The organism is Pandoraea eparura (assembly GCF_902459725.1).
Taxonomy (GTDB): domain Bacteria; phylum Pseudomonadota; class Gammaproteobacteria; order Burkholderiales; family Burkholderiaceae; genus Pandoraea; species Pandoraea eparura.
Genome location: NZ_CABPSH010000001.1, coordinates 624,237 through 648,908 on the forward strand (window position 1 = coordinate 624,237; position 24,672 = coordinate 648,908).

Sequence of the window (24,672 nt, forward strand, 5' to 3'; positions counted from 1 at the left end):
CGAAATAGCGACCAGTAGCGGCCAACGCCGCGCGCGCCGTCGGCCTGGAACACCCTAGAGTTGCGGCGCCGCGAAACGACGGTTTTCGTTGCAAGGCAGCACGCGACGCGCTTCGGCGATGCGGGCTGGATCGAGGTCGACAAGCAGAAATGCGGGGGCTTCTCCGGCACGAGCGACAATCACGCCCAGCGGGTCGACCACCATGCTTGCGCCGATATTGCGGGGTCCGCATTCTCCCGACGCCACCAGGTAGCACGTGTTTTCCAGCGCACGCGCGGTGCACAGGGTTTCCCAATGCGCCTCCTTGAGCGGCCCCCTCACCCACGCCGCCGGTAACACCAACACGTCGGCGCCGTCGATCGTGAGGCGTCGTGCCAGCTCTGGGAAGCGCACGTCGTAGCAGGTCATCAGTCCAACCTTGAGCCCACAGACGTCGACCAGCGGCGGCACCTCGTTGCCCGGGACCACATTCGTCGATTCCTTCACCGAGAACGCATCGTAGAGGTGGATCTTCTTGTATTCGGCGATGATTTCACCGTCGCGCAGTGCGATCAGAACGTTCCACACTTTGCCGTCGGCGGTCGCGGGCACGTGTACCGTCATCATCGTCGTGAGGTTGTTGCCTCGACTCGCTTCGCGCAAGGTGGTCACGAACTCGCCGTCCAATGGTTGCGCGGCGCGGCGCACCAGGTCGGGATCGGCGATATTGCGCGCCAGCACGCCCTCGGGAAGTACGAGCAGGTCAGCGCCAGCAGCACGTGCCTTGGCCATCAATTGCACGCACGTCTGCGCGTTGGCAGACACGTCTGCGGCAACGGCGAATTGTCCAATGGCGGTTCTCATGACTTTCTCTCTCAAGACGGATGCGAATCAGGCCCAGGCCAGGTGACGGGGCACAGCGCGGTCAAATTTCAGAACATGGATACGTGGCCCGTACCCTAACCTTGGTTAAGTATGCCAGTTTGGCAGTTTGCACTCTGCACGCGAGCGGAGCACTCGCTCGGTACCATCTCCGGCGGGCCTCCACGATTCACGGCGCGGTTCAAGGCTCTCAGCCCAGAATCGTACCCAGGCGATAGACGCATGGTCGCGAAGCTATGCTAGAATTCGCGACTCAGCACGCCAGAGCGGGCGTCGTATAATGGTAATACCCTAGCTTCCCAAGCTAGAGCCGTGGGTTCGATTCCCATCGCCCGCTCCACCTCGACTTTCCGAGGATTTCCGCTGAAATCCAAGGCGTCTTGTAAGTCACTTATTGGGTTAGCCTTTTTTACCTTTTCCCGATTCATTGACATCCAGCGAAATCCACTGACAGCCGGTACAAAACGGTTCATAAAGTGGTACGTCAATGCGGTAAGTGGTCGTTGCGCATTTTGGCTGGATGAGCGCGAGAGCCCGGGAACGAACATGGCATTCAACTCACTTCTCGGGAGTTGGACACATGCTCGCTGACATGACGGTCCTGTAGGCCAAGGCTACCGGCAAACCATACACCATTGCCAACTTCGATGGTCTCCACCCTCATATCTCAGCCGCTCGCGTCAAGGCTTGGCACTTCCGCCACACCTGGATGGGGCAACGCGTCCGCATCTCCCTGGGTCGCTACCCGGCGCTGTCGCTGCGCGAGGCACGGCAACTCCGTGACGAAACGCTCTCAGTGGTCGCCAGGAGCATCAATCCACGCACCGGGCGCAAGCAAAAGCGCCAAGCCGACAAGCTCGCTGGCGAAAAAATCTTCATGACGGTCTACGAGCAGTGGATGGGAAACCGCCATCTCACGCTTGAGGAAGGGCGCCAGCGTTCGCTGGAACAGATTCGACGCGTATTCAATAAGAACGCCTTCTCCTACCTGAAGCGGCTGGCCATCTACGAGGTCATCCGCCCCCATCTGCTGTAAGGCATCGGCCGCATCGAAAAGCGTAACGCGCTGTCGGTAGCCGGGAAGGCACGCACCTGGCTCACGCAGTCGTTCGACTGCGCGATGGTCGTCAATCTGGCTTTGGAAACCAACCCGGCCAACGGCTTGCATGCGGTCGCGGCATCCGCGCCACGATCCCGGCGGTCAGCTGTACACAGTACGCAGCCGGAAAGCCCGCCCCTAGCCGACGATTGATCGCATGAGGGCATGTATTCGCTTGTGAACGGCACTTGCCATCATGCGTCAACAGCTTCAACAGTTCATATCTGGACTGGGCGGCAAGATGACGGGCGACCGCCCCTGATCGTGGCGGCCTATCGAACGCGGCAGCACCCCGTCAACCGCCTCGCAGCAGAAAATGCCGAATGCCCTCCAAATACGCAATTTCCGAGGATTTCGCCCCCCCGAGTCCGAAAGCTAACACTGCGCTCCTGTGGCTACCATGATGTAGCTGGCATTGCGGTGTCGCGCAGGCCTAGCCGCCGATGACCGCGGCCCGCCTCGATCGCGCATATTCATTTTGATATCAACGGATTCCAATCATGGAAAATAACGCTCTCGTCGCGCTGGACCGGGACCACCTGATCCACCCTCTCGTCAATTACCGAAGCCATGAACAGCGGGGTGTCACGATTCTTGAATCGGGACACGGCGCCTACCTGCGCGATGCGCAAGGCAATGAACTGCTGGACGCATTTTCCGGCCTGTGGTGTGTCAATGTCGGCTACGGTCAGGAGAGCGTCGTCAAGGCCGCAGCCGAACAGATGGCAAAGCTGCCCTACGCGACCGGTTACTTCCACTATGGCTCCGAGCCTGCGATCCGCCTCGCCGCTCGCTTGGTCGAACTGGCGCCCGCTTCCCTGCGTCACGTGTATTTCACGCTCGGCGGCTCGGATGCGGATGATTCCGCAATCCGCTTCATCACCCATTACTACAACTCGACCGGCCGTGCGCAAAAGAAGCAGTTCATCTCGCTTGAGCGTGGATATCACGGTTCGTCCGCGCAGGGTTCCGGCCTGACTGCGCTGGCGGTGTTCCACAACAATTTCGATGTGCCGCTGCCCAATCAGCACAAGATTGCTTCGCCCTACCCTTACCGCAACCCGGCCGGCTCCGACGCGCAAACGGTGATTCGCACGTCGGTGGAAGCCTTACGCGCAAAGGTCCGCGAACTGGGCCAGGACAACGTCGCGGCCTTCTTCTGCGAACCGATCCAGGGCTCCGGCGGCGTGATCGTGCCGCCCAAGGGCTGGCTCAAGGCAATGCGCGATGCCTGCCGCGAACTGGACATCTTGTTCGTCGTCGACGAAGTCATCACCGGCTTCGGCCGCACCGGCCCGATGTTCGCCTGCGAAGCGGAAGGCGTGGAGCCCGACCTGATGGTAGTCGCAAAGGGATTGACCGCGGGTTATGCGCCCATGGGGGCGGTCCTGATGTCGGATGCGGTCTACGCCGGAATTGCCGACGGCATGCCCGCCGGCGTGCCTGTCGGCCACGGCCATACCTATTCCGCGCATCCGGTCAGCGCAGCGATCGGGCTCGAAGTGCTGCGCCTGTACACCGAAGGCGGACTGCTGGCCAATGGCATCGCCCAGGCGCCGCATTTCGAGGAAGGCTTGCGCGGCCTGCTTGGGCATCCGCTGGTGGGCGAGGCGCGCAGCCGCGGCCTGCTGGGCGCACTCGAACTGGTGGCCGACAAGTCGAGTAAGGATCGCTTCGACCCCGCGCTCAAATTGCACGAACGCATCGCCGCAGTGGCATACCGCAACCGCCTGATATTTCGTGCGTTCGGAGACAACGTCCTCGGCTTCGCGCCAGCCTTGTGCTACACCGCGGCCGACTTCGAGCTGCTGTTCGATCGGCTGAAGAAGACACTGGACGAGGTGCTTGACCAGACCGAGGTACGTCAGGCTGTCAAATAAAATCATCTAGGCACGTCAGGAAATCCCGATGTACCAAATCGGGAATTGCCTGCTAGCATAAGCTTCGTATTGGACGACATGCACGAAATGGCAAGCACCCATGATTCCTGACGCGCTCAAACTGGACCGGATCGATATTCGCATCCTCAGTCACCTGCAGCGCAACGGCCGGGTCACGAACGTCGACCTGGCCGATGCGGTCGGGCTGTCGCCCAGCCCCTGCCTGATCCGGGTCAAGCGCCTGGAGAAGGCTGGCTACATCACCGGCTACGGCGCCCATGTACAGCTCGCAAAGCTGGGCGACATGCAGGTGGTGTTTACCCAGGTGACGCTGTCGGACCACCGCCGCGAAGACTTCGCCAAGTTCGAAGCCGCCATCCGCAACATCGACGAGGTTGTCGAATGCCACCTGGTCAGCGGCGGCTTCGACTACCTGCTCAAGTTCGTCACCCGCAGCGTAGCGCATTACCACAGCATCGCCGAGGACGTGCTTCGGCAGAGCATCAACATCGAGAAGTACTTCAGCTACATCGTGATCCAATCGCCCTTCGTCAAGAACCACTATCCGATCGAAAAGCTCTTCAACGGTCATGAATGACCGTTATTGAGCATCACATCGCAGACGACGATCAGGACACTTGATCCCTACCGTGCAGGACGGGATCGCGCAAGAATTAGCCGCACAATTCCCTCCTCCCGCGCACGGCAGAACATGCCAAACGCGCACGAAATACACAATTTCTGCTGCTTTCCGCACTGCTATATGCAAATTTCCGCTGAGCAGGCGGGACTAACATAACACCACGCTGTTCATTTCCACTACCGGGAAGTTAACACGGCGCGTAATCGCGTCCCTTCATGCATTTACATAAGGACTCTCGACCATGTCTCTGACTCTTACCCGTACCGACCTGCTCAAGGAGCAGAACTTCATCGATGGCCAATGGCGTGACTGCATCAATGGATTCAAGCATGAGGTTGCCGACCCGGCGACGGGCGCCACATTTGCCAGCGTGTCCGACAGCAGTGCGGTGGATGCGCAGATGGCGGCCACCGCTGCGCAGACCGCCTTCGACGGCTGGCGCGCGCTTCCTGCACGCGAACGGGCTCGCTTCCTCAAGCGCTGGCATGCACTGATCGTGGAAAATAGCGAAGACCTCGCCAAGATCATCTCGCGCGAGCAGGGCAAGCCGCTCGCCGAAGCGCGCGGCGAGGTCGCCTATGGCGCGTCGTATGTGGAATGGTTTTCCGAAGAGGCGGTACGGAGCTACGGAGACATCATTCCGGAACAAGTGGGCGGAAAGAAGCTGATGGTGACGAAGGAGCCGGTCGGCGTTGTCGCTGCGATCACTCCGTGGAACTTTCCGCTGGCGATGATCGCCCGAAAGATCGCTCCGGCGCTCGCCGCCGGTTGCACGGTGGTCGCCAAGCCGGCAGAAGACACGCCGCTGACGGCACTGGCGCTGGTGCGGCTGGCGGAAGAGGCCGGCATTCCTCCCGGCGTGCTCAACATCGTGACCTCGTCTCGCGAGAAAGTGAAGGAAGTCGTCGGCGCCTGGCTGACCGATACCAGGGTGCGCAAGATCACCTTCACCGGTTCGACAGCGGTGGGAAAACACCTCGCGCGCGAGTCGGCCGACACGTTGAAGCGGCTGTCGCTCGAACTCGGCGGCAATGCCCCTTTCATCGTGTTCGAGGATGCCGAACTGGATGCCGCAGTCAACGGCCTGATGGCAGCGAAGTTCCGCAACGGCGGACAAACCTGCGTCAGCCCGAACCGCGTGTATGTGCACGATGCCGTCTACGCGCAATTCGCCGAGAAGCTGGTCGCCCGGGTCGAAGCGTTGCGCGTCGGCCCGGCCACTCGGGATGACTCCCTGATCGGCCCGATGATCAACGCCCGCGCGGTGGACAAAATCGAGAGCCACGTGCAGGACGCGCTGGCCCGCGGCGGCAAGCTGCTAACCGGCGGCAAGCGCGTGAAGAACGACGTAGCCGACGGCCCCAATTATTTCGCGCCGACGGTGATCATCGAAGCGAACCACGACATGGCGCTGGCTTCGGAAGAGACCTTCGGCCCGGTTGTTCCGCTGTTTCGCTTTTCCGATGAAAACGAAGTCGTCCGCCTGGCCAACAATACGCCTTACGGCCTGGCCGCCTACTTCTATTCGCGCGACATTGCCCGCGTGTCGCGTGTGGCCGGGCGGCTCCAGGCCGGCATCGTCGGCATCAACGAAGGCGCGTTGGCCTCCGAAGCGGCGCCCTTCGGCGGGGTCAAGGAATCGGGCTACGGCCGCGAAGGATCGCGCTATGGTCTCGATGACTACATGCAAACCAAATACCACTGCCAGGGCGGCTTCGCGTAAGCCCGCAAGCGCTTCACTTGCGGGGAGTCGCCTCCCTCCCCATCCTCTTTGCGCCTGCATCCCTTCGAGGATCAGGCGTTTTTTTTCGACAATGCGCTAGCAATACGGTAGGCAAAACAAAACGCCCTTCCATGACGGAGGGGCGTTTTGCGATCGACGGATCTGGCAACCGGGATAACTGGCTTGAACCTCGGCCCAGCCGGGGGATCATTCCGGCAAGTGCGGCAGTACAAACGACAGCATTGCCAGGTATTCGTCGCGGTTCGTCTGCGCAGGAATTGAAGGCGGCGTGTCGAGCGTTGCAGTAACGACATTGAGGCCCTGGTTGCGTACCTTGATCGTGGTAGTACCATCGGCGCCGGTCTTTACCGGCTGGGAATCGGGGTCGGTGACGTAATCGGGTTGCACTCCGGCGCCCTGCACGGGCTTGCATCGGCTCGTCACTCCCAGCTTGGCTTTCCGGTGATGAGAACGTTCAGCGGATATTCGCGCTGGGCAAGCGGCTGGCTCAATACGATCCGACTGGCAAATTTCTCGATCCCGATATCCTCATCCAGCAACCGCTCCATGAGCGCCTGAAAATAGGCAACGCTCGGCGCCACGATTTTCAGAAGGTAATCGTAACCGCCACTGACGTTGTAGCATTCGACGATCTCGCGGTACTTGCCAGTCCCTGCCTCGAATTGACGGAAGTCGCGCACCCGGTGGCTGCCGAGCGTCACCTCGGAAAACACGATGACGTGGCTGCCCAGCTTCTCCAGTGCAACATCCGCACCGTAGCCCCGGATAATGCCGACTTCCTGAAGCCGTTTCGTACGCTGGAGACATGGACTCTCACTGAGGCCAACGGCCGCGGCCAGTTCGACATTCGAACAGCGTCCCTCGCGCTGAAGATGCGCGAGAATCTTGATATCGAACGGGTCCAGGGATGGTGAAGATCGCATGAGTCGATACCATCATTGGTGGCAGTTCCGGTTAGGCGCCACACAGGAATAAGATGTGCAATTTGGCGGACGTAGCCGGATGCGATGCAAGGCGTGCGATGCGCGGCAGTGCCAGCACTGCAAGCGGTGCACAACGCAGCAGCGTGCTGGCTATGTCCGGCAAAATTGTGCGCCCAATTCCCGCCCGGTGCCTTAGCCCGGTTTTGTCGATTGCGCTGCGGTTATTAGCGCTTCGTCGAGTGTTTCGATCACCATGCCGGCTTGCTCCGCTGACAGCACCAGCGGCGGTCGAATCTTGAGCACATTGTGCCCCATCGCGCAGGCGCTCAGCAAGACGCCCTTGTCGCGCATGCGATTGACTACCCGGGTGGTGAGCTCACGGTCAGGCGTTCGGGCTGCGCGGTCCGAGACGAGTTCGACGCCGACGAACATGCCCACGCCGCGCACGTCGCCAATCGCTTCGTGCCGGCTGGCAAGATCGGCAATACCGTCGCGCAAGATCTTGCCGACCCGGGCGGCATGCTGCACCAGACCTTCTTTCTCGATCGTATCCAACACCGCCAGCGCTGCCGCGCACGATACGGTATTGCCGGCGAACGTGTTGAAGTATCGCGAGTTCTTGCCGAACTCCGCCAGCGCGTCGGCGGTGGCCAGCAATCCCGCGACAGGCTGCCCATTGCCCATCGGCTTGCCCAGGGTGACGATATCGGGGATGACGCCGTGACGCTGAAAACCCCACATATGCTCGCCGGTCCGGCCAAAGCCGGGCTGGACCTCGTCGGCGATGAAAAGGCCGCCGGCCCGCTTGATCGCCTCGACCGCGCCTTTCAGAAAGCCTGCGGGCTCGGGCAGGATGCCGTCGCTGGTGAAAACCGAATCGACAATCAGTGCTGCCGGCTTGATGCCGTGACGCTTCAGATCGGCGATCGCCGCCTCGACATCGCGCGTGAAACGTTCGGACAGGTCGGCACCCTCGGCATGATAGAGGCGCGGCGCCGGGACCACGCGAACGTGCGCACCGAGATCGACTGTCGCGCCCAACGATGGCGAAAATTGCGACACGGCGTCGGTGAAGCCGTGATAGGCGGTGTCGGTCACGATCACGCCCGTGCCGCCGGTGCGGACCTTGGCCACGCGATAGGCAAGGTCGTTTGCCTCGCTGCCGGTACAGGTCAACATGAGATGCGCAAGCTCGGTCTCGGGCACGGTCGCGAGCAGACGTTCGGCCAGCTCAAGAATCGTGTCGTGCAGATAGCGGGTGTTGGTCGCGAGAATCCGCGCTTGTTTGCATATCGCCTCGGTCACCGCGGGGTGGCAATGCCCGAGAGACGCGACGTTGTTGTAGATATCGAGGTAACGACGGCCTTCCGGATCGATCAGCCACACCCCCTCGCCGCGCACGATGTGCAGCGGATGCTCGTACATCAGCCGGTAGGCCGGGCCGAGCAAGGCGTCGCGCCGCGCGATCATCGCCGCGGTGGCTGCTCCCACATTGGCGCGTCCGGGAATGTAGGCGTTGACCATGTTGAGATCGGTGGTGCCTGTCATTGGATTTTCCATTGGCATTTCCATTTCCTTATCCTTGTTGTACTTCACGGACTTCAGTCAGTAATCGGTCGCGCATCTCGTCGCGGGAAAGATCGGCCATCTGGGACAGCGCCTCCCAGGCGGCGGGGTTGTGGCGCATGATGTAGGCGCGGTTTTCGGGGTAGCGCTTGGCGCGCCATTCCGAGATTAGTGCGGTGATGAGGTGGCGTGTCGCCATGAGATCGGCAACGATCTCCTGCTCGACGTCGGTCAGCGGCAGCGTCGCGTGATAGGCTCCGACGAACTGCGCCGGCCCCTCGAACGGATCGGCGTTGCCGGTCATGTGAAAGGCCGCCGCGGTAGCGACCTCCCCGACCAGCGGCGCATGCAGCATGTCGCCGAAATCGATGATCCCCAAGATGCGTTCATGATCGTCGGGCGCTACCAGCACGTTGTAGAGGTGGTAGTCGTTGTGGATCACCTGCGCCCTCACCGAGGCCAGGCGCGGCAGGACATGATCGATGAAGCGCGCCATGAACGACTCGGCGAGTGTGCGACGCCGGGCGTCATCAACGGCATCGAACTTGGCCGTCAGGCGGTGTGCCGCGGAGACATTCCAGAGCAGATCGTGCATCGCCGAAGGATGCGAGAAATCGCGCAACGCGAGATTGACTTTGGCGAGCAGTGCTCCCATTGCCCGACGCTGCCCGGCGGTCCGGGGAGTCTCCTTGATCTGGATACCGTCGAGATAAGACAGCATCCGCACGGTAGTCTGAACGCCGGCAGCCAATGCCACGGTGTCGCGCGACCGTCCGCCGAGCGTCCGTACCACACGCGGCACCGGCAGGTCGGGCGACAAGCGGGCGATGTGATCGAGCGCAGCGATCTGGAAATCGACGACCGAAACCGGCTCCGATGGATTGCTGATCTTGACCACGTAACGCGTGCCGTCCGCGGCTTCGATGCAGCAATTCTGGTCGCGCTCACCCGCCAGCGGCTTAACACGACCATGGATACCGTAGAGACGGCTGACCAGTCCCTCCACCTCGTCCGGGGCAAGACTGGGCGCCGGCGTACTCATACTCAACGCCGCCGCCGCGGTTGGACGATGATCCGGCATTATGCGACTCGTTCCGCCACGGTGGTCTGGGGCGGGCATTCGAGCCCAAGCAAACCAGGAAGTTGGCGCACATCGGTCAATCTGTTGACACCGTAACCGTCGCATGCGGGCTCATGACCGCGATCGATGAATGCTTTGGCCATGAATCCCAGGTCCGACGCCGTCATCAGATCGTAACGGAAGCTCGACGAGACGTGCATCATCTGGTCCGGTCCGCAGCCGAGTTGATCGAACATGTATTCGAACATCTGTGCCCGCGGCTTGTAGGCGCCTGCTTCCTCGGCGGTGTACACCGCGTGGAAAGGTGCCTTGAGGTGGGCGACGCTATGCGGTATCAGATCCACCATCGAGTTCGACAGGATCACCAGCGGGATGTGCGGAGCAATTGCCTGCAGCGTCTCGACAACGTTCGGATGGGGCTGCCAGGTCGGGACGGCGGCGTACAACGCGACGGCATCGGTTGAACGATATTCAACACCATGCAACTTGCACGCGCGTCGAATGGAATTTTCAACGACGTCAAAGAACGGCTTCCACTCACCCAATACTTCGTCGAGGCGGTAATAGCGGAAGCTGTCCAGAAAACCCGGCATCCGATCGGCCGGAACACGGCCGTCGAAAATTTTCTTTGCGGTCGGCCCCATTTCGAAGTTGATGAGCGTTCCGTAGCAATCGAAGCTGATGAATTTCGGTTTGTACGCCATTTGATTGATCTCCCACGAGTTGACGACAGGTTGACAAAAGCTTGATGTCAGGTTGACGCATACAAGTTTATGAAGATCGTGGCTACGGAGATGCTTTATTGCCACAACGCCCGAGCAGATTCCTTTTCGATTTGGGACAAGGGTGAGATTTTCTGCGGCTGCCGTTGTTGGAGCGCTGTGGGATGGGAACTGAAGCCCTACGGATCGGAAATCGGCTTGGGTCCACGCTCATGGAAGAGCTGCAGGATGGGCAACCTTGGCAAGGTCGCTTTCGGGCCGAATTGGCGTAGCGCCTTGGGGATGTCCATTGGTGCGTTCATGAAAATCCCGTCTATGTTTCAGAATCCACGACATTCGCACCGTCCAGACAGTCAGCTCGCGTGGATCTCCGATATCGGTCCAGATGCGCATAGGTATGCCGGAAATGTTGCGTGCGAGCAGTCGCGCCCATTCTGGAATGTGGAGCGGATCGGCTTAGGAAAGGAAGATCATGCGAGACAAGACACCACTCCGTAGAGTGGTGATGACATGAATCAGGGAAGGTGGCGCGGCCCGGGGAAGCGATCGAGCGGCACAAGCAATGTGGCTACGTTTGGCTGGCACTGCATCCCTTCTCGACAAGGCCCCCTTCCCTGGTTCATCACAGCCGCTTGGTATGAAGCGCCCGCAGGTGTTTGTGCCTGCGGGTACAAACGCTGGACTGAAGGGCAAGGAGGTCTAATCGGCCAGCTTGTATATCTCGGCAAGGTCGGATAGATTCCAGTTCCCGCCAGACAAAACCGCGCACACTTTTTCATCCGGCTTGACTTTGATGGAACCGGCCAACAAAGCACCGATGCCAATTGAGGCGGCCGGTTCGGCGATCAATTTCGCGTCTTTGGCAAGCGCACGCATGCCCGCGATGATATGTTCGTCTTCAACGAGAACAATCTCATCCACATACTTTTCAATAATGGGATACGGGTTTTGGCCCGGAACGCTGATTCGCAACCCATCCGCAATGGTATTTTTCAATGGAAGCGATGTGCGTTCCTTATTGATCCGGCTTTGATAATACTTCGGGGTCAACGCAGGCTCTGCGCCGATGACCCGCACCGACGGCTTCGTTTCCTTGATGGCGGTGGCGATTCCCGAAATTAGGCCGCCGCCGCCCAGGGGAACGATGACGGTGTCCACATCCTCCAGGTCCTCCAGTATCTCGCACCCGATCGTTCCCTGGCCGGCCATGACAAGCGGGTCTTCGAAGCCGTGAACCGCCGCGTACTTGTTCTCTTCGGCGATCTCGCACACTCTTTTCCATCGGGCGGCCGTGTCACCGTCGAAAAGAACGACTTCGGCGCCCAGGGCTTTTGTATTCTCGATCTTCAACTTGGGCGTAGTCACGGGAACGACCAGGATCGCCTTGACGCCCAGCATCCTGGCGGCATAGGCGATCCCCTGGGCATGATTGCCCGAAGAAGTCGCGATCAGGCCGTTGGCGATCTCTTCTCTCGGGAGTGACAGTGCCTTGTTCAGAGCGCCTCGAATCTTGAAGGCACCGGTAATCTGCAGAGTTTCAGGTTTGAGATAGAGCTGGCAACCGACGGACTTCTCGATTTTTTCAGCGCGCAATAACGGCGTGCGCCTGATGTGGGGCTTCAGCCGTTCCTGGGCTTCGTGAATGTCCTGAATGGTAGGGTAGTTGCGCACTTGAAAAGTCCTTATTCAAAAAACTCGAAGAATGTTCCAATCTTGTTTTCGATGGCATTCCGATAGATTTTTGTCGCAGTAGTGTTGTCTTGAATGGCCATACCCGTGGAGTCGAAGATCGTGATTTCCTCATCGCTTTCTCTTCCTGGTTTCTCGCCCAGTAACACCTCGCCAATCTCTGCATGGATGCCGTCCTTGGACATGATGTTCTTGCTCAAAGGATGCTGGGTTTCGCCTTTTTCGCTGCACTGAGTGATCGAGTCAACGACTACTTTTGCATTCCTGAAGATCTCCGGATCCAGTTCCTGCTTTCCTTTTGCATCCGTGCCGATTGCAACAATGTGTGTGCCGGGCTTTATCCACTCGGCTTCCACCAACTCACCTTTTCCGCGGGTCGTCGTAATCAGAATATCCGCCTGCTCAACCGCCTCTTTCTTAGAGTTGGCCATCACCACAGGAATGCCAAACTCGCGTTCGATATCCGCTTTGTACCTGGAGAGTGACTCAGAGGTGTGGTCCCATGCATGGATCGCTTCAATCTTCATGATCTCGTTGATTGCACGGATCTGCATCCTGGCCTGATTCCCGGTACCAATCGATGTGATCCTTTTCGCATTTTTTCTTGCGAGTGCCTTGACCGAAACAGCGCCACACGCCCCGGTCCGGAGCCCTGTGATCAGGCTTCCATCCATCACGCAAATCAACGCACAGGTCCTGGCATCAAACAGCAGAATGGTCCCCATGCCGCTCGGCACGCCGTATGTCGTCGGGTTATTGGGGAAGCCGCCGGAAGATGCTTTCATTGAGATGATTTCATTGCCTTTGTAATAGCCCAGCTTGAAGTCAATGTCCCCACGCGGCGGATGCAGATCTATCCCGATATAGTCGGGTTGCACCACCTGGTCGCTGTTAAAGGCTTTGTACGCCTCTTCCACTGTACCGATGACTTCCTTCATGCGGATTAATCTGCTGACTTCTTCTTTTTTCAGCAACAGAGTTTTCATTTGCATTACCTCTCCATTTTTTGATTCAGCGCACTCGTCAGTAGCCGCGTGCCCTATCGACCAATCCGATCATCGGCAATCCCACCTGGTGCCGGCACAGGTTATCGATCATCGCTTCGACCGCGGATTCCGGCTGCGTCATGCTGGCGATGTGCGGTGTCAGCATCACCTTGGGATGTGTCCAGAACGGATGGTCTTGCGGCAGCGGTTCCGGCTCGCAGACATCCAGGATCGCGCTGGATAGCTGCCCTTCGTCCAACGCCTGCAGCAAGTCTTCCTGCACCAGGTGTCCGCCACGCCCGACATTGATCACGGCGGCGCCGCGCGGCAGCTTGTCGAACAGCGTGTTGGATAGGATGCCGCGTGTGCCTTCGGTCAAGGGCAACAGGCAGATCAGGATGTCGGTGCGCGCCAGGAATTGCTGCAGTCCGTCCGCGCCGGCATGGCATTCGACATCCTCGATCTGTTGTGGCGACCGGCTCCAGCCGGCGCAGGAAAAGCCGAAGCCGTTCAGGCTCTCCAGAACGGCGCGCGCCAGCACGCCCAGACCCAATACGCCGACACGCCGCGACGATGCCGTCTGCACGCGATGCACCTTCCAGTTTTGTTCGCGCTGCTGGTCGAGATAAGTGCGCCACTCGCGATGCAGGGAAAGCACGGCAAGCGTCACATACTCGACCATGCCACCGATGATGCCGGACTCGACCATGCGCACGACCGGCAGCGTCGCTGGGATCATGGAAAAGTCGAATTGGTCGGTGCCGGCGCCGGTCGAGAACAGCACTTCCAGGTTAGGAAACCGCGTCGCCAGGTCTTCCGGCGGCTGCCATGCGGCCAGGTAACGCACATCGCGTGGATCCCCAACGTCGGGCCAGATGCGAAACGGCAGCTCCGGCATCTTGCGGGCGAACAGTTCCGCCCATTCTGCGCCGCGTATCGGATCGGCTTTATAGAGAAACGTCATGGAGGTTCCGTCGGTTCATTCGGCGCTGAGCCGGGCGATTTCCCGCATCGGCAACGGCGGACCTGCCAATGCCTGGCATTTCAGTTCCGCGGCGAGCGAGGCGCGCTTGGGCGCGGTATCTAAAATAGTCGTAGACATTGCGGCCTGCGAGCCAAGCGTCCTGAGGAAGATGAGACAAATTCAAAAGCACCGGCGCTCTGAAGCATTACGCCGGGCGGTAGATCACGTACACCTTCGCCACTTGCACGCGGCTGTCCCAACTGCAAGACGCCTTCTGCTCGATGAGGAAAATGTCGCCTTTCGAGAACGTACGGCTGCGACCCATTTCATCGACAAAGCTCACGCTGCCTTCCAGCAGGTGCATCAGTTCCATGTGGCGGAAGAACATCGCGCGGCGAGTATAGGGCGTCGAGTCCCATGTGCCACAGGTGAATTCACCGTCCGCAGTCTTGTAGTCGGTGTAATTGCGGCACGTCGGGGCCGGGGTGAGCAGCAGCTCGGCGGATGGTCCGCCTGCTGACGGTCCCATTTCCGGGCTTTCCTTGATCGGCACGATGGCGCCGTCGCCCACCTGGCTCTTGTTGTAGCGGGTGAAGATCAGCGACACCGGCCCTTGCGCCGACCAGGTGAATGCGGCGCCGTGCTTGAGCACCGCGCTCTGGTTCGGCCCGAGCGTGAGGCTGGAGCCCTGCTGCGTGAGCGTCAGGCAGCCTTCGTTGACGATGATGAATTCATCCGCTGGCAGGGACTGCACCGAGCCGCCGCCGGCTTCGAGCGTAATCACGCCCGCGGTGACGGGACTCGGCTCCCAGTCGAGGACGCGGCGGCTGGAAAGGAAACGGTCCTGCCCGGCCGGAGCGGCCACCGGAATGCCCTGGCTCGTGTCCTGCGCGAACTTGCGAAGATCGACGAAGGACGGCGGGTTGGCCAGCACGGCAGCTGCTTGATGTAAGTTCGACATGGTGTTTTTTCGACGATGATGATGTAGATGAAGCTATGCGGCGTTCGCCACCGGCTTGGCAAAACGCCCGATGTGGTAATGCTCGATGGGCGTGGTGGTGGCGCCGGTATGGATCAGTTCCGCCATCACGTCGCCCACGCCCGGCCCCAACTGGAAGCCTTCGCCGGAAAAGCCGAACGCGTAATACAGGCCTGGCACGCGCGCGCTCGGCCCCATGATTGGTCGGCTGTCTTCCATGTAACCCTCGATCCCGCTCCAGACGCGAATGATGTGCAGGTGCTTGAATGCCGGCACCAGGCGCGGCACATTTCTCAGCTTTGTCAGCGTTCTGTACGGGTTCACGTAGGCGCGCCGATTCTCTATGTCCGCCAGTTCACGGCCCCCGCCGCCGATGACGATATTGCCGCGCGCCACCTGGCGGAAGTAGACGAGTTGATCGGGATCGTCCGACAGTGCACCAGTGGTCGGCCCGATGGCGTAAGGCACAGGTTCGGTGACGCACATCTGCGGTGCCTTGGCGATCATCGGCACCGATTCTCCGAAGCTGGTGCTGATGCGGTTCCCCCATGCGCCGGCGGTGATGAGCGCCACCGGCGCACGGAAGATCCGGCCATCGGCGGCGCTCACTCGGAATTCCCCGCCTTCCTTTTCGACGCTCACGATCTCGGTGTTCTCGAACACCTGCGCGCCTTCGCGCACTGCTGCACGGCCGATGATCGGTGCCGCCAGACGCGGATTCGCATGGCCCTCGTAAGGGGCATAGCAACCTGCAATGATTTCCGGCCCCAGGTACGGAAAGCGTTCGCGCAACGCTTTCCCGCTCATCATCTGCATCCCCAGCCCGAAGTCCTTCGCCTCCTGCGCATACTTTGCCATGCGTTCCTCGTGCTCCGGCGTGAAGCCGACGCGCATCTGGCCGTTCAGCAAGAGCTCGACATCCTCACCGAACAATTCCTTGAACTTCAGCCAAAGCTCGCGCGAACGGTTTGACAGCGGCAATTGCTCCAGGGGGCGTCCCATCCGGCGCACATTGCCGAAGTTGACGCCGCTAGCCTGCTGCCCGATCAATCCGCGTTCGAGCAGGATGACGGACACACCGCGCTTGCGCAGGAAGAAGGCCGTGGCGGCACCCATGATGCCGCCGCCGACGATGATCACATCTGCTCTCTGCGCATTCATTCCACTTCCTCTCGCACCGCAATCGACAGCGGCTTCACCGGTGCCTGTCCGCGCAGGCGCCCTACCTGTTCCACCGGCACGCCGGCGGCATGCGCGATGACTTCCGCACCCGCATGTCCACAATACCTGCCCTGGCAGCGGCCCATGCCGACGCGGCTGAAGGCCTTGGCGCGGTTCGCTTCCTGCGCGCCCGTTTCACCTACCACGCGGCGCAGTTCGCCGGCCGTGATGGCTTCGCAGCGGCAGACGATGGCGTCGTCCGGCAATTGCGCCGCCTGTTGCGCCGGCCACGGAAAGGCTTGCACCAGGCCCCGGCGGAAGCGATCCATCTTCGCCTGTTCCGCCCGCAGTTTTTGCAATTCGTCTTCCGATACCTTGAGCTTGAAATCCTTCAACACCGCCATCGCGGCCAGGCGGCCGCCGATCTCGGCCCCATCCGCACCGAGCACCTTCATGCCGTCACCAGCCAGATAAACACCCGGCACCGAAGTGCGTCCGTCTTCTCCCACCTCGGGCAGCCACTGGCGCGTTTCGTGGTCGAAACGAAAGGCGCAGCGTGCGAGGTCGGCAAGCTGGGTCTCGGGACGCAGGTGGTAACCCATCCCCACCGCGTCGCACTCAAAGGAGCGCTCGTTGCCGCGGTTGTCGCGGATGACCACGCCTTGCACGCCGGTTTCTGGCGAGCCCTTGATTTCGAGTGGGGTGATGCCAGTCAATACCTGCACACCCGCGCGTTTCAGGTTCGCCACCAGCGCAAAGCCGTTGCGCAGCACGGCCGGGCGCGCCAGCAGTTTCGGCAGCGCGGCCACGCGGCGCATGAAGGGCGAGGTGTCGAGCACCGCCACGACATTCGCTCCGGCCTTGATGTATTGCGAGGCCACCAGGTACAGCAGCGGCCCGGTGCCGAGGAATACAATCTGGCGGCCGATCGCGCAGGCTTGCGCCTTCAACGCGATCTGCGAAGCGCCCAGGCTGTAGGTGCCGGCGTAGTGCCAGCCCTTGACCGGCATCAGGCGGTCTGTGGCGCCGGCGCATATCACCAGTGCGTCGTAGGGCAAGGCCTTCGTGCGCTGCTTGCTCGTCACATGCACCCTGCCGTCGGCGATATTCCAGGCCAGCGTCTCGGGCAGGTAATCGATCTTGCCGCGCAGCGCGTCGAAGCTCTCGTGCAGCGACTGGGCGCGCTCTGCCTCGGTGCCATACAGCTTGGCATAAGGGCGCGTGAAGTTGTCCGGCTGGCGGCGGTAGATCTGGCCGCCGTCGCGCCGGTTTTCATCGACCACGGTCGGGCGCAAGCCGGCTGCGACCAGGGCTTCAGCGCAACGCACGCCCGAGGGACCGGCGCCGATGATGATTACGCGAGGTTGGGCCATATCGCCTCCGGTTGTTTCGTTACGATATGCATTCCTTCTTCCACCACGGTGGTGCAGGCACGCAGGCGTTCGCCGTCGGCGGTCCACACCCAGCAATCCTGGCAGGCGCCCATCAGGCAGAAGCCGGCGCGCTTGCCGTCGCCGAATTCCGATTCGCGCAACTGGCGGACATTGTTGAGCACGGCCACCATCAAGGTGTCGCCCTTGAGGGCTTCAGCCGGATGCCCGTCGATGACGATCGGCACGCGCGGACGATTGGTCTCGCCCAGCCGGACAAATCTTTGACTCATGCGACCGCCCCTTCAACCACACGCAATGGAGTCTGAATGCTGCGCAACTCCGACTCGGAACGATGACAGAGGATGCTGCCGCCGTTGTCGAGCATCTGGCGCGGCGGCGGCAAGCTGTTGCAGACGCCGTCCACCCGCAGCGGGCACCGGTCCAGGAACGAGCAGATGCCGCGCATCTGTCCGGCCGGTGCCAACGCCGGCAACGCCGCCGGATTGTGCCCGCCCACCTCTTCCAGCCAGCCGCGGCGCAGCGCCGGCACGGATGAGATCAACAAGTGCGAATACGGATGGAAAGGCGGCAGCGCCAATGCCTCTCGCTTGCGCGCTTCCACCTTGTGGCCGGCATACATCACCACAATGTCGTCGCAGATCGCACGCACGGTGCTGATATCGTGACTGATGAACATGTAGGACACGTTCAGCTCCTTGCGCAACTCGGCCATCAGCTCGAGGATGGCCGCGCCGACCACCGTATCGAGCGCGGACGTGACCTCGTCGCACAGGATCAGGTCGGGCTGCGCGGCCAGCGCACGCGCCAGGTTGATGCGCTGCTTTTGGCCGCCGGACAGTTCCCCCGGCAACCGCGCTGCGACCGTGGCCGGCAAGCGCACCAGGTCGAGCAACTGCAATACCCGCTTGCGGCGCGCCTCGCCCTTCATACCGTGGTAGAACTCAAGGGGACGCGCAAGGATGCGCTCAATGCTGTGCAAAGGATTGAGCGCAGTATCGGCGTTCTGGAACACAAACTGGATGCGGCGGAACTGCTCGCGCGTGCGGCCTTCGAGCGTAGGCGCCAGCCGCTTGCCGTCCAGCAGGATCTCACCTTCCGACGGCGCCACCATGCCGGCGATCGCCCGTGCCAGCGTGGTCTTGCCGGAACCCGATTCGCCAATCACGCCGATGGTGGCGCCGCGCGGGATGACCAGGTTGATGTCGTCCAGCACGCACTTGACCTGCGCGCCGCGCCGGGCGATGCCGTAGGAAGCGTAGAGGCCGCACACTTCCAGTAGCGGATGTTCGTGCGACGGTTTGGCCTCGAAGCTGGCGGCGGCATTACGCTGCTTCGGCGCGATCGCAGCCAACAGGCTCTTCGTGTACGGATGGGCAGGTGCGGACAGGATCTGCGTGGTCGAACCGGTTTCACGAATTTCGCCATCCCGCAGCACCACGATGCGGTCGGCCATTTGCGCCACCACCGCCAGATCGTGCGACACGTAGACCGCCGTGCTGCCACGTTCCTTCACGACCTTCTTGAAGGCACGCAACACCTCGATCTGGGTCGTCACGTCCAACGCCGTGGTCGGCTCATCCATGATCACCAGTTCCGGGTCGGTGATCATGGCCATCGCCGCCATCAGGCGCTGCAACTGCCCGCCCGATACCTGGTGTGGGTAGCGCATGCCGATCTTTTCCGGCTCCGGCAGGGCCAGCGCACGGAACAGTTCGACCGCCTTGGCTTCGGCGACTTCACGCGACATCACCTTGTGGATCATCGCGCTCTCCACCACCTGGTCCATCAGTCGCTTGGCCGGGTTGAAGGAGGCGGCGGCGCTTTGCGCAATGTAGGACACCGTGCGGCCGCGCAGGTTGGCCAGTTGGCTTTCGTTCATAGACAGCACCTGGTGTCCGGCGACGGTGACCGTGCCGCCGGCCAGGTGGCAGCCGGCGCGGGCATAGCCCATCAGCGCCAGTGCGATGGTTGTCTTGCCAGAACCGGACTCGCCGATCAGAGCGAGCACCTCACCTTTTTGAATCGAAAAATCGACGCCATGGACGATGGGCACATCCTCGCCCATGTCATTGCGGGCGGTAACCCGCAGGTCGGATACCTTGACGATGTCGCTCATCTCAAACCTCGTTTCCACGGCGCTTGCGGCCGACCATACTGTCGATGACCATGTTGACCGCGATGGTCAACGTCGCGATGGCGATCGCTGGCACTATCACCGCCGGTGCGCCTTCGGAGAGGCCGATAATGTTTTCGCGCACCAGCAGACCCCAATCGGCCTGCGGCGGCTGTATCCCTAGCCCAAGGAAACTCAAGCCACTCAGCAACAGTACGATGAACAGGAAGCGCAGGCCAAAATCGGCAAGCACAGGCCGAAACATGTTCGGCAGCATCTCGAAGCAGGTAATGTAGAACAGGCGCTCGCCGCGCACCCTGGCCGCCTGCACGTAGTCCATCGCCTGCACATTCACCGCCAGCGCACGCCCAATGCGGTAAGCACCGGGCATGTAACCGATGCCGGCGGTCAGGATCAGCAGCGGGACCGAGGAACCGAATGAGGCCACAATGATCAGCGCGAGTAGCTGATGCGGGATGCTGAGCATGGTGTCGACGACGCGGCTGACGACGGCGTCGAACCACCCACCGGTCGCCGCGGTGCACAAGGCCAGTGCAGTGCCGCCTAAACTGGCCAGCGACACCGCGGCCAACGCCACGCCGATGGTGTAGGGAGCACCGTGCAGGATACGGCTGAGCATGTCGCGCCCGAGGTAGTCGGTGCCGAGCGGGTGGTGCATGCTCATCGGAGCGAAGACATCATCGCCGATGACGCCGCCGACACCATACGCCGCAATGTAGGGACCGATCAGGGCCATTACCAGCCAGAACACAACGATCGCGATGCCGATCATGCCCGCTATCGGTAGGCGCCGGCTTGGCCTGCGCCTCGCGGCCGGAGAAATGACGGAGGTATTCACAGGGTTTTTCATTTACGCAACCTAGGATTGGCAAGAATGGCGCACACATCGGCCAGGGTCAGCAACACCAGATAGCCGGCGCAGCACAGTATCGCGCAGGCTTGCACCACCGGTATGTCGCGCATGGCAACGGAGTCGACCATCAGGCTGGCGATTCCCGGATAGTTGAAGATCGATTCGACGATGATCACGCCACCGATCAGGTAAGCCAGGGAAAGCGCAACCGCGTTGACGATCGGGCCGATCGCGTTCGGCAGCGCATGGGTCAGCACCATGCGGATCGGCCGAACACCTTTCAGGCGCGCCATCTCGATGTAGGACAAATTGAGCTGATCGATCACCGCAGCGCGTGTCATGCGTGCCATCTGTGCCGAGACGGCGCAGCACAGCGTCATCACTGGCATCGCATACGCTTTCAGGAACTGCCCTAACGTGGCGATGTCGTCGGTACGCGACAGCGCCGAGAGCCAACGCAGCTTGACCGCGAAAATCAGCACCGCCACAGTGGCGATCAGGAATTCCGGCACCGAAACCGTCCACACCGTCGCTACGTTGACAATGCGGTCGAACAGCGAGCCGCGGTACATCGCCGACAAGATGCCGATGGTCAGCGCGAGCGGCACCGACACGGCGGTCGTCGCCGCCGCCAGCATCAGCGAGTTCGGCAGGCGCCTGCCGATCAATTCGGCCACCGGCAAGCCGTTGGCCATCGCATTGCCGAGACTGCCTGTCAACAGTCCGAACAGCCAATGCAGGTAGCGCAGGTAGGGAGGTTGGTCCAGCCCGAACTTGATCCGCAAGGCGGCCAGCAACTCCGGCGTGGAGTCCTGACCGAGCAACTGCTGCGCCGCGTCTCCGGGCAACAGGTTCGTGATCGTGAAGATCACCAGCGACACGGCCAGCAAGGTCAACACGGCCACACCGAGCCGGTTCAGGACGAGTCGTACTGTGGTTCCGTTCATGATTGCTTCCTTCAGCATTGAAGCGGCCGATACCGCACCGGCATCGGCCATCCACCATCAGGCGTCGAGCCAGATTTGATCGGCAAACATGTAACCCATCAAACCACCCAGTGGGTGCGCCGCGTAGCCCTTGATCTTGTTGCTAAAGCCATCGAGCGATTCGTTGAAGATCGGGATGCCGACGCCGCCTTGTTCATGCACCAGCGTCTGCATGTCGCCATACATCTGCTTACGCTTGCCTTCGTTGGTTTCACCTCGTGCTGCCACCAGCAACTGGTCGAACTTCTCGTTCTTCCAGCCCGATTCATTGGTCGGCGAATCAGACTTGAAGAACAGCGTGAACATCAAGTCGACGGTCGGGCGCGGATTGATGTTGCCGTACGACAGCGGATGCTTGGCCCAATGGTTCGACCAGTAACCGTCGGCCGGCATTCGCTTGATGTCCAGGTTCAGGCCGATCTTCTGCGCCGACAATTGCAGGATCTGCGCCATCTCGACCGAACCGGTGGCAGCCGTCGACGCAATCAGAGGCAGGGTCATGCCGGCCATGCCGGATTTCTGCAGATGAAACTTGGCTTTGTCCAGGTCGAACGGGCGTTGCGGCAGGCCGGCCAGGTAGTAACGGTTATTCGCCTGGACCGGCTGGTCGTTGGCAATGGTGCCGTAACCGCGCATGGAAGCCTTGAGGATGGCTTCGCGGTCCAGCATGTACTTCATCGCCATCACGAAGTTCGGGTTCTTCACCGGGCCGAGATTGTCGCGCATGATGAGATCGGTGTAATTACCGGTCTTCGACTCGAACAGCGTGCAGCGGGAATCGGCCGTGAAGTTCGGCGCCGAACGCGGGTTGACAGGATTGATCAACTGCACGTCGCCCGACAATAGCGCGTTGACGCGCGCGGCCTCGTCGGGAATCGAAAAGCATTCGATCTCGTCGAGGTAGGGTTTGCCCGGCTTCCAGTAGTTGTCGTTGCGCACGCCGATCGAGCGCACGCCGGGGCGGAATTCCTTGCACTTGTACGGACCGGTACCGTTCGCGGTGGTGAAATCGGTCGCGCCATCCTTGATGATCAGGAAATTGGATGTGCCCAGCAAGGCGGGCAAGTCGGCATTGGCTGCCGTCAGCTTGATCTGAAGTTCGTTCGGGCCGGTGGCCTTGATCTCCTCGAACTGGTCGGCCACTGTCTTGACTTTGGAGGCGGTGGCGGGATTCTTGTGGCGCATCAGGGAATACACGACGTCGGCAGAGGTCAGCGGCTTGCCGTCATGGAAGCGCACATCCTTGCGCAACTTGACGGTCCATAGCGTCGCGTCCTTTGTGTCGAACGATTCGGCCAGCGACATCTGCGGCGCCAACTTGGTGTCCAAGGTGGTCAGGCCGTTGTAGAACATGAAGTGCCGCACGTAGTCGATGATGTTGCCGCCCTTGGCTGGGTCCAGCGTGTCCGCCGTGGAGCCTGTGGACACGGCCACACGGATCTTGCCGCCCTTCTTCGGGGTCTGGGCGAACGCATTGCCGGCATGTGTCAGCAGGCCGCCGGCGGTGGAGGCCAGCATGCCGCTGGCCAGGAGTATGCGCATCAATTCACGGCGTGTAACGCCGCGGCCGAGGTCATCGACGATGCGGTTGCTGGTCTCGGAATGCTGCGGGTCGATGTCGAATTTCTTGTTGCCCATGTTTGCCTCCTCAAGAGTCTCGAATGAATGTTACGCCAGTGTTTTCACCACTGCCGGTTTGCATTGATCGTGTCTCTTCCGATCAATGCAACCAGTCCTGCAACCGATAGTAGGCACCTACGATCGGCAAAAACCAGGGCTTCCCAAAATGGCCGGGCACTGCCGGCCATTCCAGTTCCCGCCATGGATTCCGTTCCGGGCTCCCGGCCATGACATCGGCCATGACCTGCCCCATATGCACGGACATCTGCACACCATGTCCGCTGTATCCGGTCGAGTAGTACATGCCGCGATGCTCGCCCGCGCGCGGCAAGCGGTCCGCAGTCATGTCGACCAGTCCACCCCAGCAGTAATCGATGCCCACCTCGCACAACTCAGGGAAAAATTCTTCCATTGCAGCGCGCAGGATGCGACCGCTCTTCTGATCGGAACGCGGATTGGACATCGCAAAGCGTGCGCGCCCGCCAAAGATCAAACGGTTGTCGGGCGATAGACGGAAGTAATTGCCGACGTTCTTCGAGGTGACATAGTTGCGGCGCTGCGGCAGCAGGCGATCGAGCAAGGCCGTGTCCAGCGGTTCGGTAGCGATGATGAAGCTGCCCACCGAGATCATGCGGCGGCGGAAATAGAAGAATGGACCCGTACGGGCATTTCCAGTGGCCAGCAGGACTTGCTTGGCATCGAGGGTGCCGCGACCGCTGGTCACGCGAAAGCCGCCATCGGAAAGGCGCTCCAGTCCGGTCACCGGCGCGCCTTCAACAACACGCGCTCCGCTTCGGGCAGCGGCCTCTGCCAGCCCGACGCCGAACTTGCCCACGTGCAGTTGTGCGCTGGCTTTCTGTAGAAGCCCGCCAAAGAATTTGTCGGAACCGATTTCGTCCCGGATGCGGGCTGCCGACACCATCTCGGCATGCGGGTCGACTTCGCGGCGCAGGAGTTCGCAGGAGCGCTCCAGCTTGGCGTAATGTTCGGGCTTGGCGGCCAGCTTGATCTTGCCGACACGCTTGAAGTCACAGTCGATGCGCTCCTGCTTGACCAGCGCCTCGACCGTATGGAACGCCGCGTCGTAAGCCTGGTAGAAGGCGCGCGCCTTCTCCAGGCCGAGACGTCCAGCCAACGAACCGAAATCATGCGCCAGGCCGCTGCTGCAGTGACCGCCATTGCGTCCGGATGCCTCGCCCACGACGCGGCCCGCTTCGAGCACGACCACGGAGGCGCCGCGCCTGGCCAGCGCAAGCGCCGCCGACAACCCGGTAAAGCCCGCCCCGACCACAACGATATCGGCACGTCCTGACACCGGTCCCGGCGCACCGCCGGTGAAGGCAGGTGCGGTATCGAGCCAATAGGATTCCAGTTTCATCGCCGCGCC

At 61.1% G+C, this 24,672-nt stretch carries 23 protein-coding genes and 1 tRNA gene; 5 read left to right on the plus strand and 19 right to left on the minus strand.

Going from position 1 to position 24,672, the window contains the following annotated elements; genetic code table 11:
* Positions 1-54 precede the first annotated feature (54 nt).
* A complete protein-coding gene (locus PEP31012_RS02775; RefSeq protein ID WP_150587794.1) occupies positions 55-843 on the minus strand; it encodes a deaminated glutathione amidase in 789 nt (262 codons plus the stop codon).
* A 284-nt stretch (positions 844-1,127) separates the two neighbouring features.
* Here PEP31012_RS02775 and PEP31012_RS02780 point away from each other — a divergent pair.
* From PEP31012_RS02780 to PEP31012_RS02800, 5 genes are all read left to right on the plus strand, one after another.
* Positions 1,128-1,201 (plus strand) — tRNA-Gly (locus tag PEP31012_RS02780).
* A 294-nt stretch (positions 1,202-1,495) separates the two neighbouring features.
* Positions 1,496-1,897 (plus strand): integrase arm-type DNA-binding domain-containing protein, encoded by a 402-nt coding sequence (locus PEP31012_RS23860; protein WP_281355410.1) that lies wholly within the window; start codon positions 1,496-1,498, stop codon positions 1,895-1,897.
* Positions 1,898-2,460: 563 nt separating this feature from the next.
* A complete protein-coding gene (locus tag PEP31012_RS02790) occupies positions 2,461-3,840 on the plus strand; it encodes an aspartate aminotransferase family protein (RefSeq protein WP_150587795.1) in 1,380 nt (459 codons plus the stop codon).
* 100 nt (positions 3,841-3,940) lie between these two features.
* Positions 3,941-4,438 carry an Lrp/AsnC family transcriptional regulator gene (locus PEP31012_RS02795; RefSeq protein WP_174978081.1) on the plus strand — a complete coding sequence of 166 codons (498 nt, stop codon included), beginning with the start codon at positions 3,941-3,943 and terminating at the stop codon, positions 4,436-4,438.
* A gap of 286 nt (positions 4,439-4,724) precedes the next feature.
* Complete coding sequence (locus tag PEP31012_RS02800) at positions 4,725-6,206, plus strand: NAD-dependent succinate-semialdehyde dehydrogenase (protein ID WP_150587796.1); 1,482 nt, start codon at positions 4,725-4,727, stop codon at positions 6,204-6,206.
* Positions 6,207-6,413: 207 nt separating this feature from the next.
* Here the strand turns inward: PEP31012_RS02800 and PEP31012_RS02805 are convergent, their stop codons facing one another.
* The 18 genes from PEP31012_RS02805 to PEP31012_RS02895 all read right to left on the minus strand — a co-directional run bounded on the left by PEP31012_RS02805 (position 6,414) and on the right by PEP31012_RS02895 (position 24,663).
* On the minus strand, positions 6,414-6,614 hold the full coding sequence (locus PEP31012_RS02805) for a hypothetical protein (protein WP_174978082.1): 201 nt from the start codon (positions 6,612-6,614) through the stop codon (positions 6,414-6,416).
* Positions 6,615-6,646: 32 nt separating this feature from the next.
* Positions 6,647-7,150 carry an Lrp/AsnC family transcriptional regulator gene (locus tag PEP31012_RS02810; RefSeq protein WP_150587797.1) on the minus strand — a complete coding sequence of 168 codons (504 nt, stop codon included), beginning with the start codon at positions 7,148-7,150 and terminating at the stop codon, positions 6,647-6,649.
* A gap of 192 nt (positions 7,151-7,342) precedes the next feature.
* Positions 7,343-8,698: an aspartate aminotransferase family protein gene (locus PEP31012_RS02815; RefSeq protein WP_150587798.1), complete on the minus strand. Its 1,356-nt coding sequence runs from the start codon at positions 8,696-8,698 to the stop codon at positions 7,343-7,345.
* Between the two features lie 28 nt (positions 8,699-8,726).
* Positions 8,727-9,797 carry a phosphotransferase gene (locus PEP31012_RS02820; RefSeq protein WP_150587799.1) on the minus strand — a complete coding sequence of 357 codons (1,071 nt, stop codon included), beginning with the start codon at positions 9,795-9,797 and terminating at the stop codon, positions 8,727-8,729.
* Entirely contained in the window at positions 9,797-10,501 is a 705-nt protein-coding gene (locus tag PEP31012_RS02825) for a haloacid dehalogenase type II (RefSeq protein WP_150587800.1), read from the minus strand. Before PEP31012_RS02825 ends, PEP31012_RS02820 begins: the two co-directional genes overlap by 1 nt.
* 717 nt (positions 10,502-11,218) lie before the next feature.
* Positions 11,219-12,190 carry a threonine/serine dehydratase family protein gene (locus tag PEP31012_RS02835; protein WP_150587801.1) on the minus strand — a complete coding sequence of 324 codons (972 nt, stop codon included), beginning with the start codon at positions 12,188-12,190 and terminating at the stop codon, positions 11,219-11,221.
* Between the two features lie 11 nt (positions 12,191-12,201).
* On the minus strand, positions 12,202-13,194 hold the full coding sequence (locus tag PEP31012_RS02840) for an ornithine cyclodeaminase family protein (RefSeq protein WP_150587802.1): 993 nt from the start codon (positions 13,192-13,194) through the stop codon (positions 12,202-12,204).
* Positions 13,195-13,231: 37 nt separating this feature from the next.
* Positions 13,232-14,158 (minus strand): 2-hydroxyacid dehydrogenase, encoded by a 927-nt coding sequence (locus tag PEP31012_RS02845; RefSeq protein ID WP_150587803.1) that lies wholly within the window; start codon positions 14,156-14,158, stop codon positions 13,232-13,234.
* 15 nt (positions 14,159-14,173) lie between these two features.
* Positions 14,174-14,296: a hypothetical protein gene (locus tag PEP31012_RS24115; RefSeq protein WP_281355403.1), complete on the minus strand. Its 123-nt coding sequence runs from the start codon at positions 14,294-14,296 to the stop codon at positions 14,174-14,176.
* A gap of 67 nt (positions 14,297-14,363) precedes the next feature.
* Positions 14,364-15,119, minus strand: coding sequence for a cupin domain-containing protein (locus PEP31012_RS02855; protein WP_150587804.1), 756 nt, complete (start codon positions 15,117-15,119; stop codon positions 14,364-14,366).
* Positions 15,120-15,152: 33 nt separating this feature from the next.
* Entirely contained in the window at positions 15,153-16,298 is a 1,146-nt protein-coding gene (locus PEP31012_RS02860; RefSeq protein ID WP_150587805.1) for an NAD(P)/FAD-dependent oxidoreductase, read from the minus strand.
* Positions 16,295-17,671: an FAD/NAD(P)-dependent oxidoreductase gene (locus PEP31012_RS02865; RefSeq protein ID WP_150587806.1), complete on the minus strand. Its 1,377-nt coding sequence runs from the start codon at positions 17,669-17,671 to the stop codon at positions 16,295-16,297. Before PEP31012_RS02865 ends, PEP31012_RS02860 begins: the two co-directional genes overlap by 4 nt.
* Positions 17,653-17,961: a (2Fe-2S)-binding protein gene (locus PEP31012_RS02870; protein ID WP_150587807.1), complete on the minus strand. Its 309-nt coding sequence runs from the start codon at positions 17,959-17,961 to the stop codon at positions 17,653-17,655. The genes PEP31012_RS02865 and PEP31012_RS02870 overlap by 19 nt, the downstream gene beginning before the upstream one ends.
* A complete protein-coding gene (locus PEP31012_RS02875; RefSeq protein ID WP_150587808.1) occupies positions 17,958-19,808 on the minus strand; it encodes an ABC transporter ATP-binding protein in 1,851 nt (616 codons plus the stop codon). Before PEP31012_RS02875 ends, PEP31012_RS02870 begins: the two co-directional genes overlap by 4 nt.
* Position 19,809: 1 nt before the next feature.
* A complete protein-coding gene (locus PEP31012_RS02880; protein WP_425494909.1) occupies positions 19,810-20,598 on the minus strand; it encodes an ABC transporter permease in 789 nt (262 codons plus the stop codon).
* A gap of 74 nt (positions 20,599-20,672) precedes the next feature.
* A complete protein-coding gene (locus PEP31012_RS02885; RefSeq protein WP_150587810.1) occupies positions 20,673-21,626 on the minus strand; it encodes an ABC transporter permease in 954 nt (317 codons plus the stop codon).
* A 57-nt stretch (positions 21,627-21,683) separates the two neighbouring features.
* Complete coding sequence (locus PEP31012_RS02890) at positions 21,684-23,303, minus strand: ABC transporter substrate-binding protein (protein ID WP_150587811.1); 1,620 nt, start codon at positions 23,301-23,303, stop codon at positions 21,684-21,686.
* A gap of 82 nt (positions 23,304-23,385) precedes the next feature.
* The gene (locus PEP31012_RS02895) at positions 23,386-24,663 is read right to left on the minus strand and encodes an NAD(P)/FAD-dependent oxidoreductase (protein WP_150587812.1); all 1,278 of its coding nucleotides are present in this window, start codon (positions 24,661-24,663) and stop codon (positions 23,386-23,388) included.
* Between the last annotated feature and the right edge of the window lie 9 nt (positions 24,664-24,672).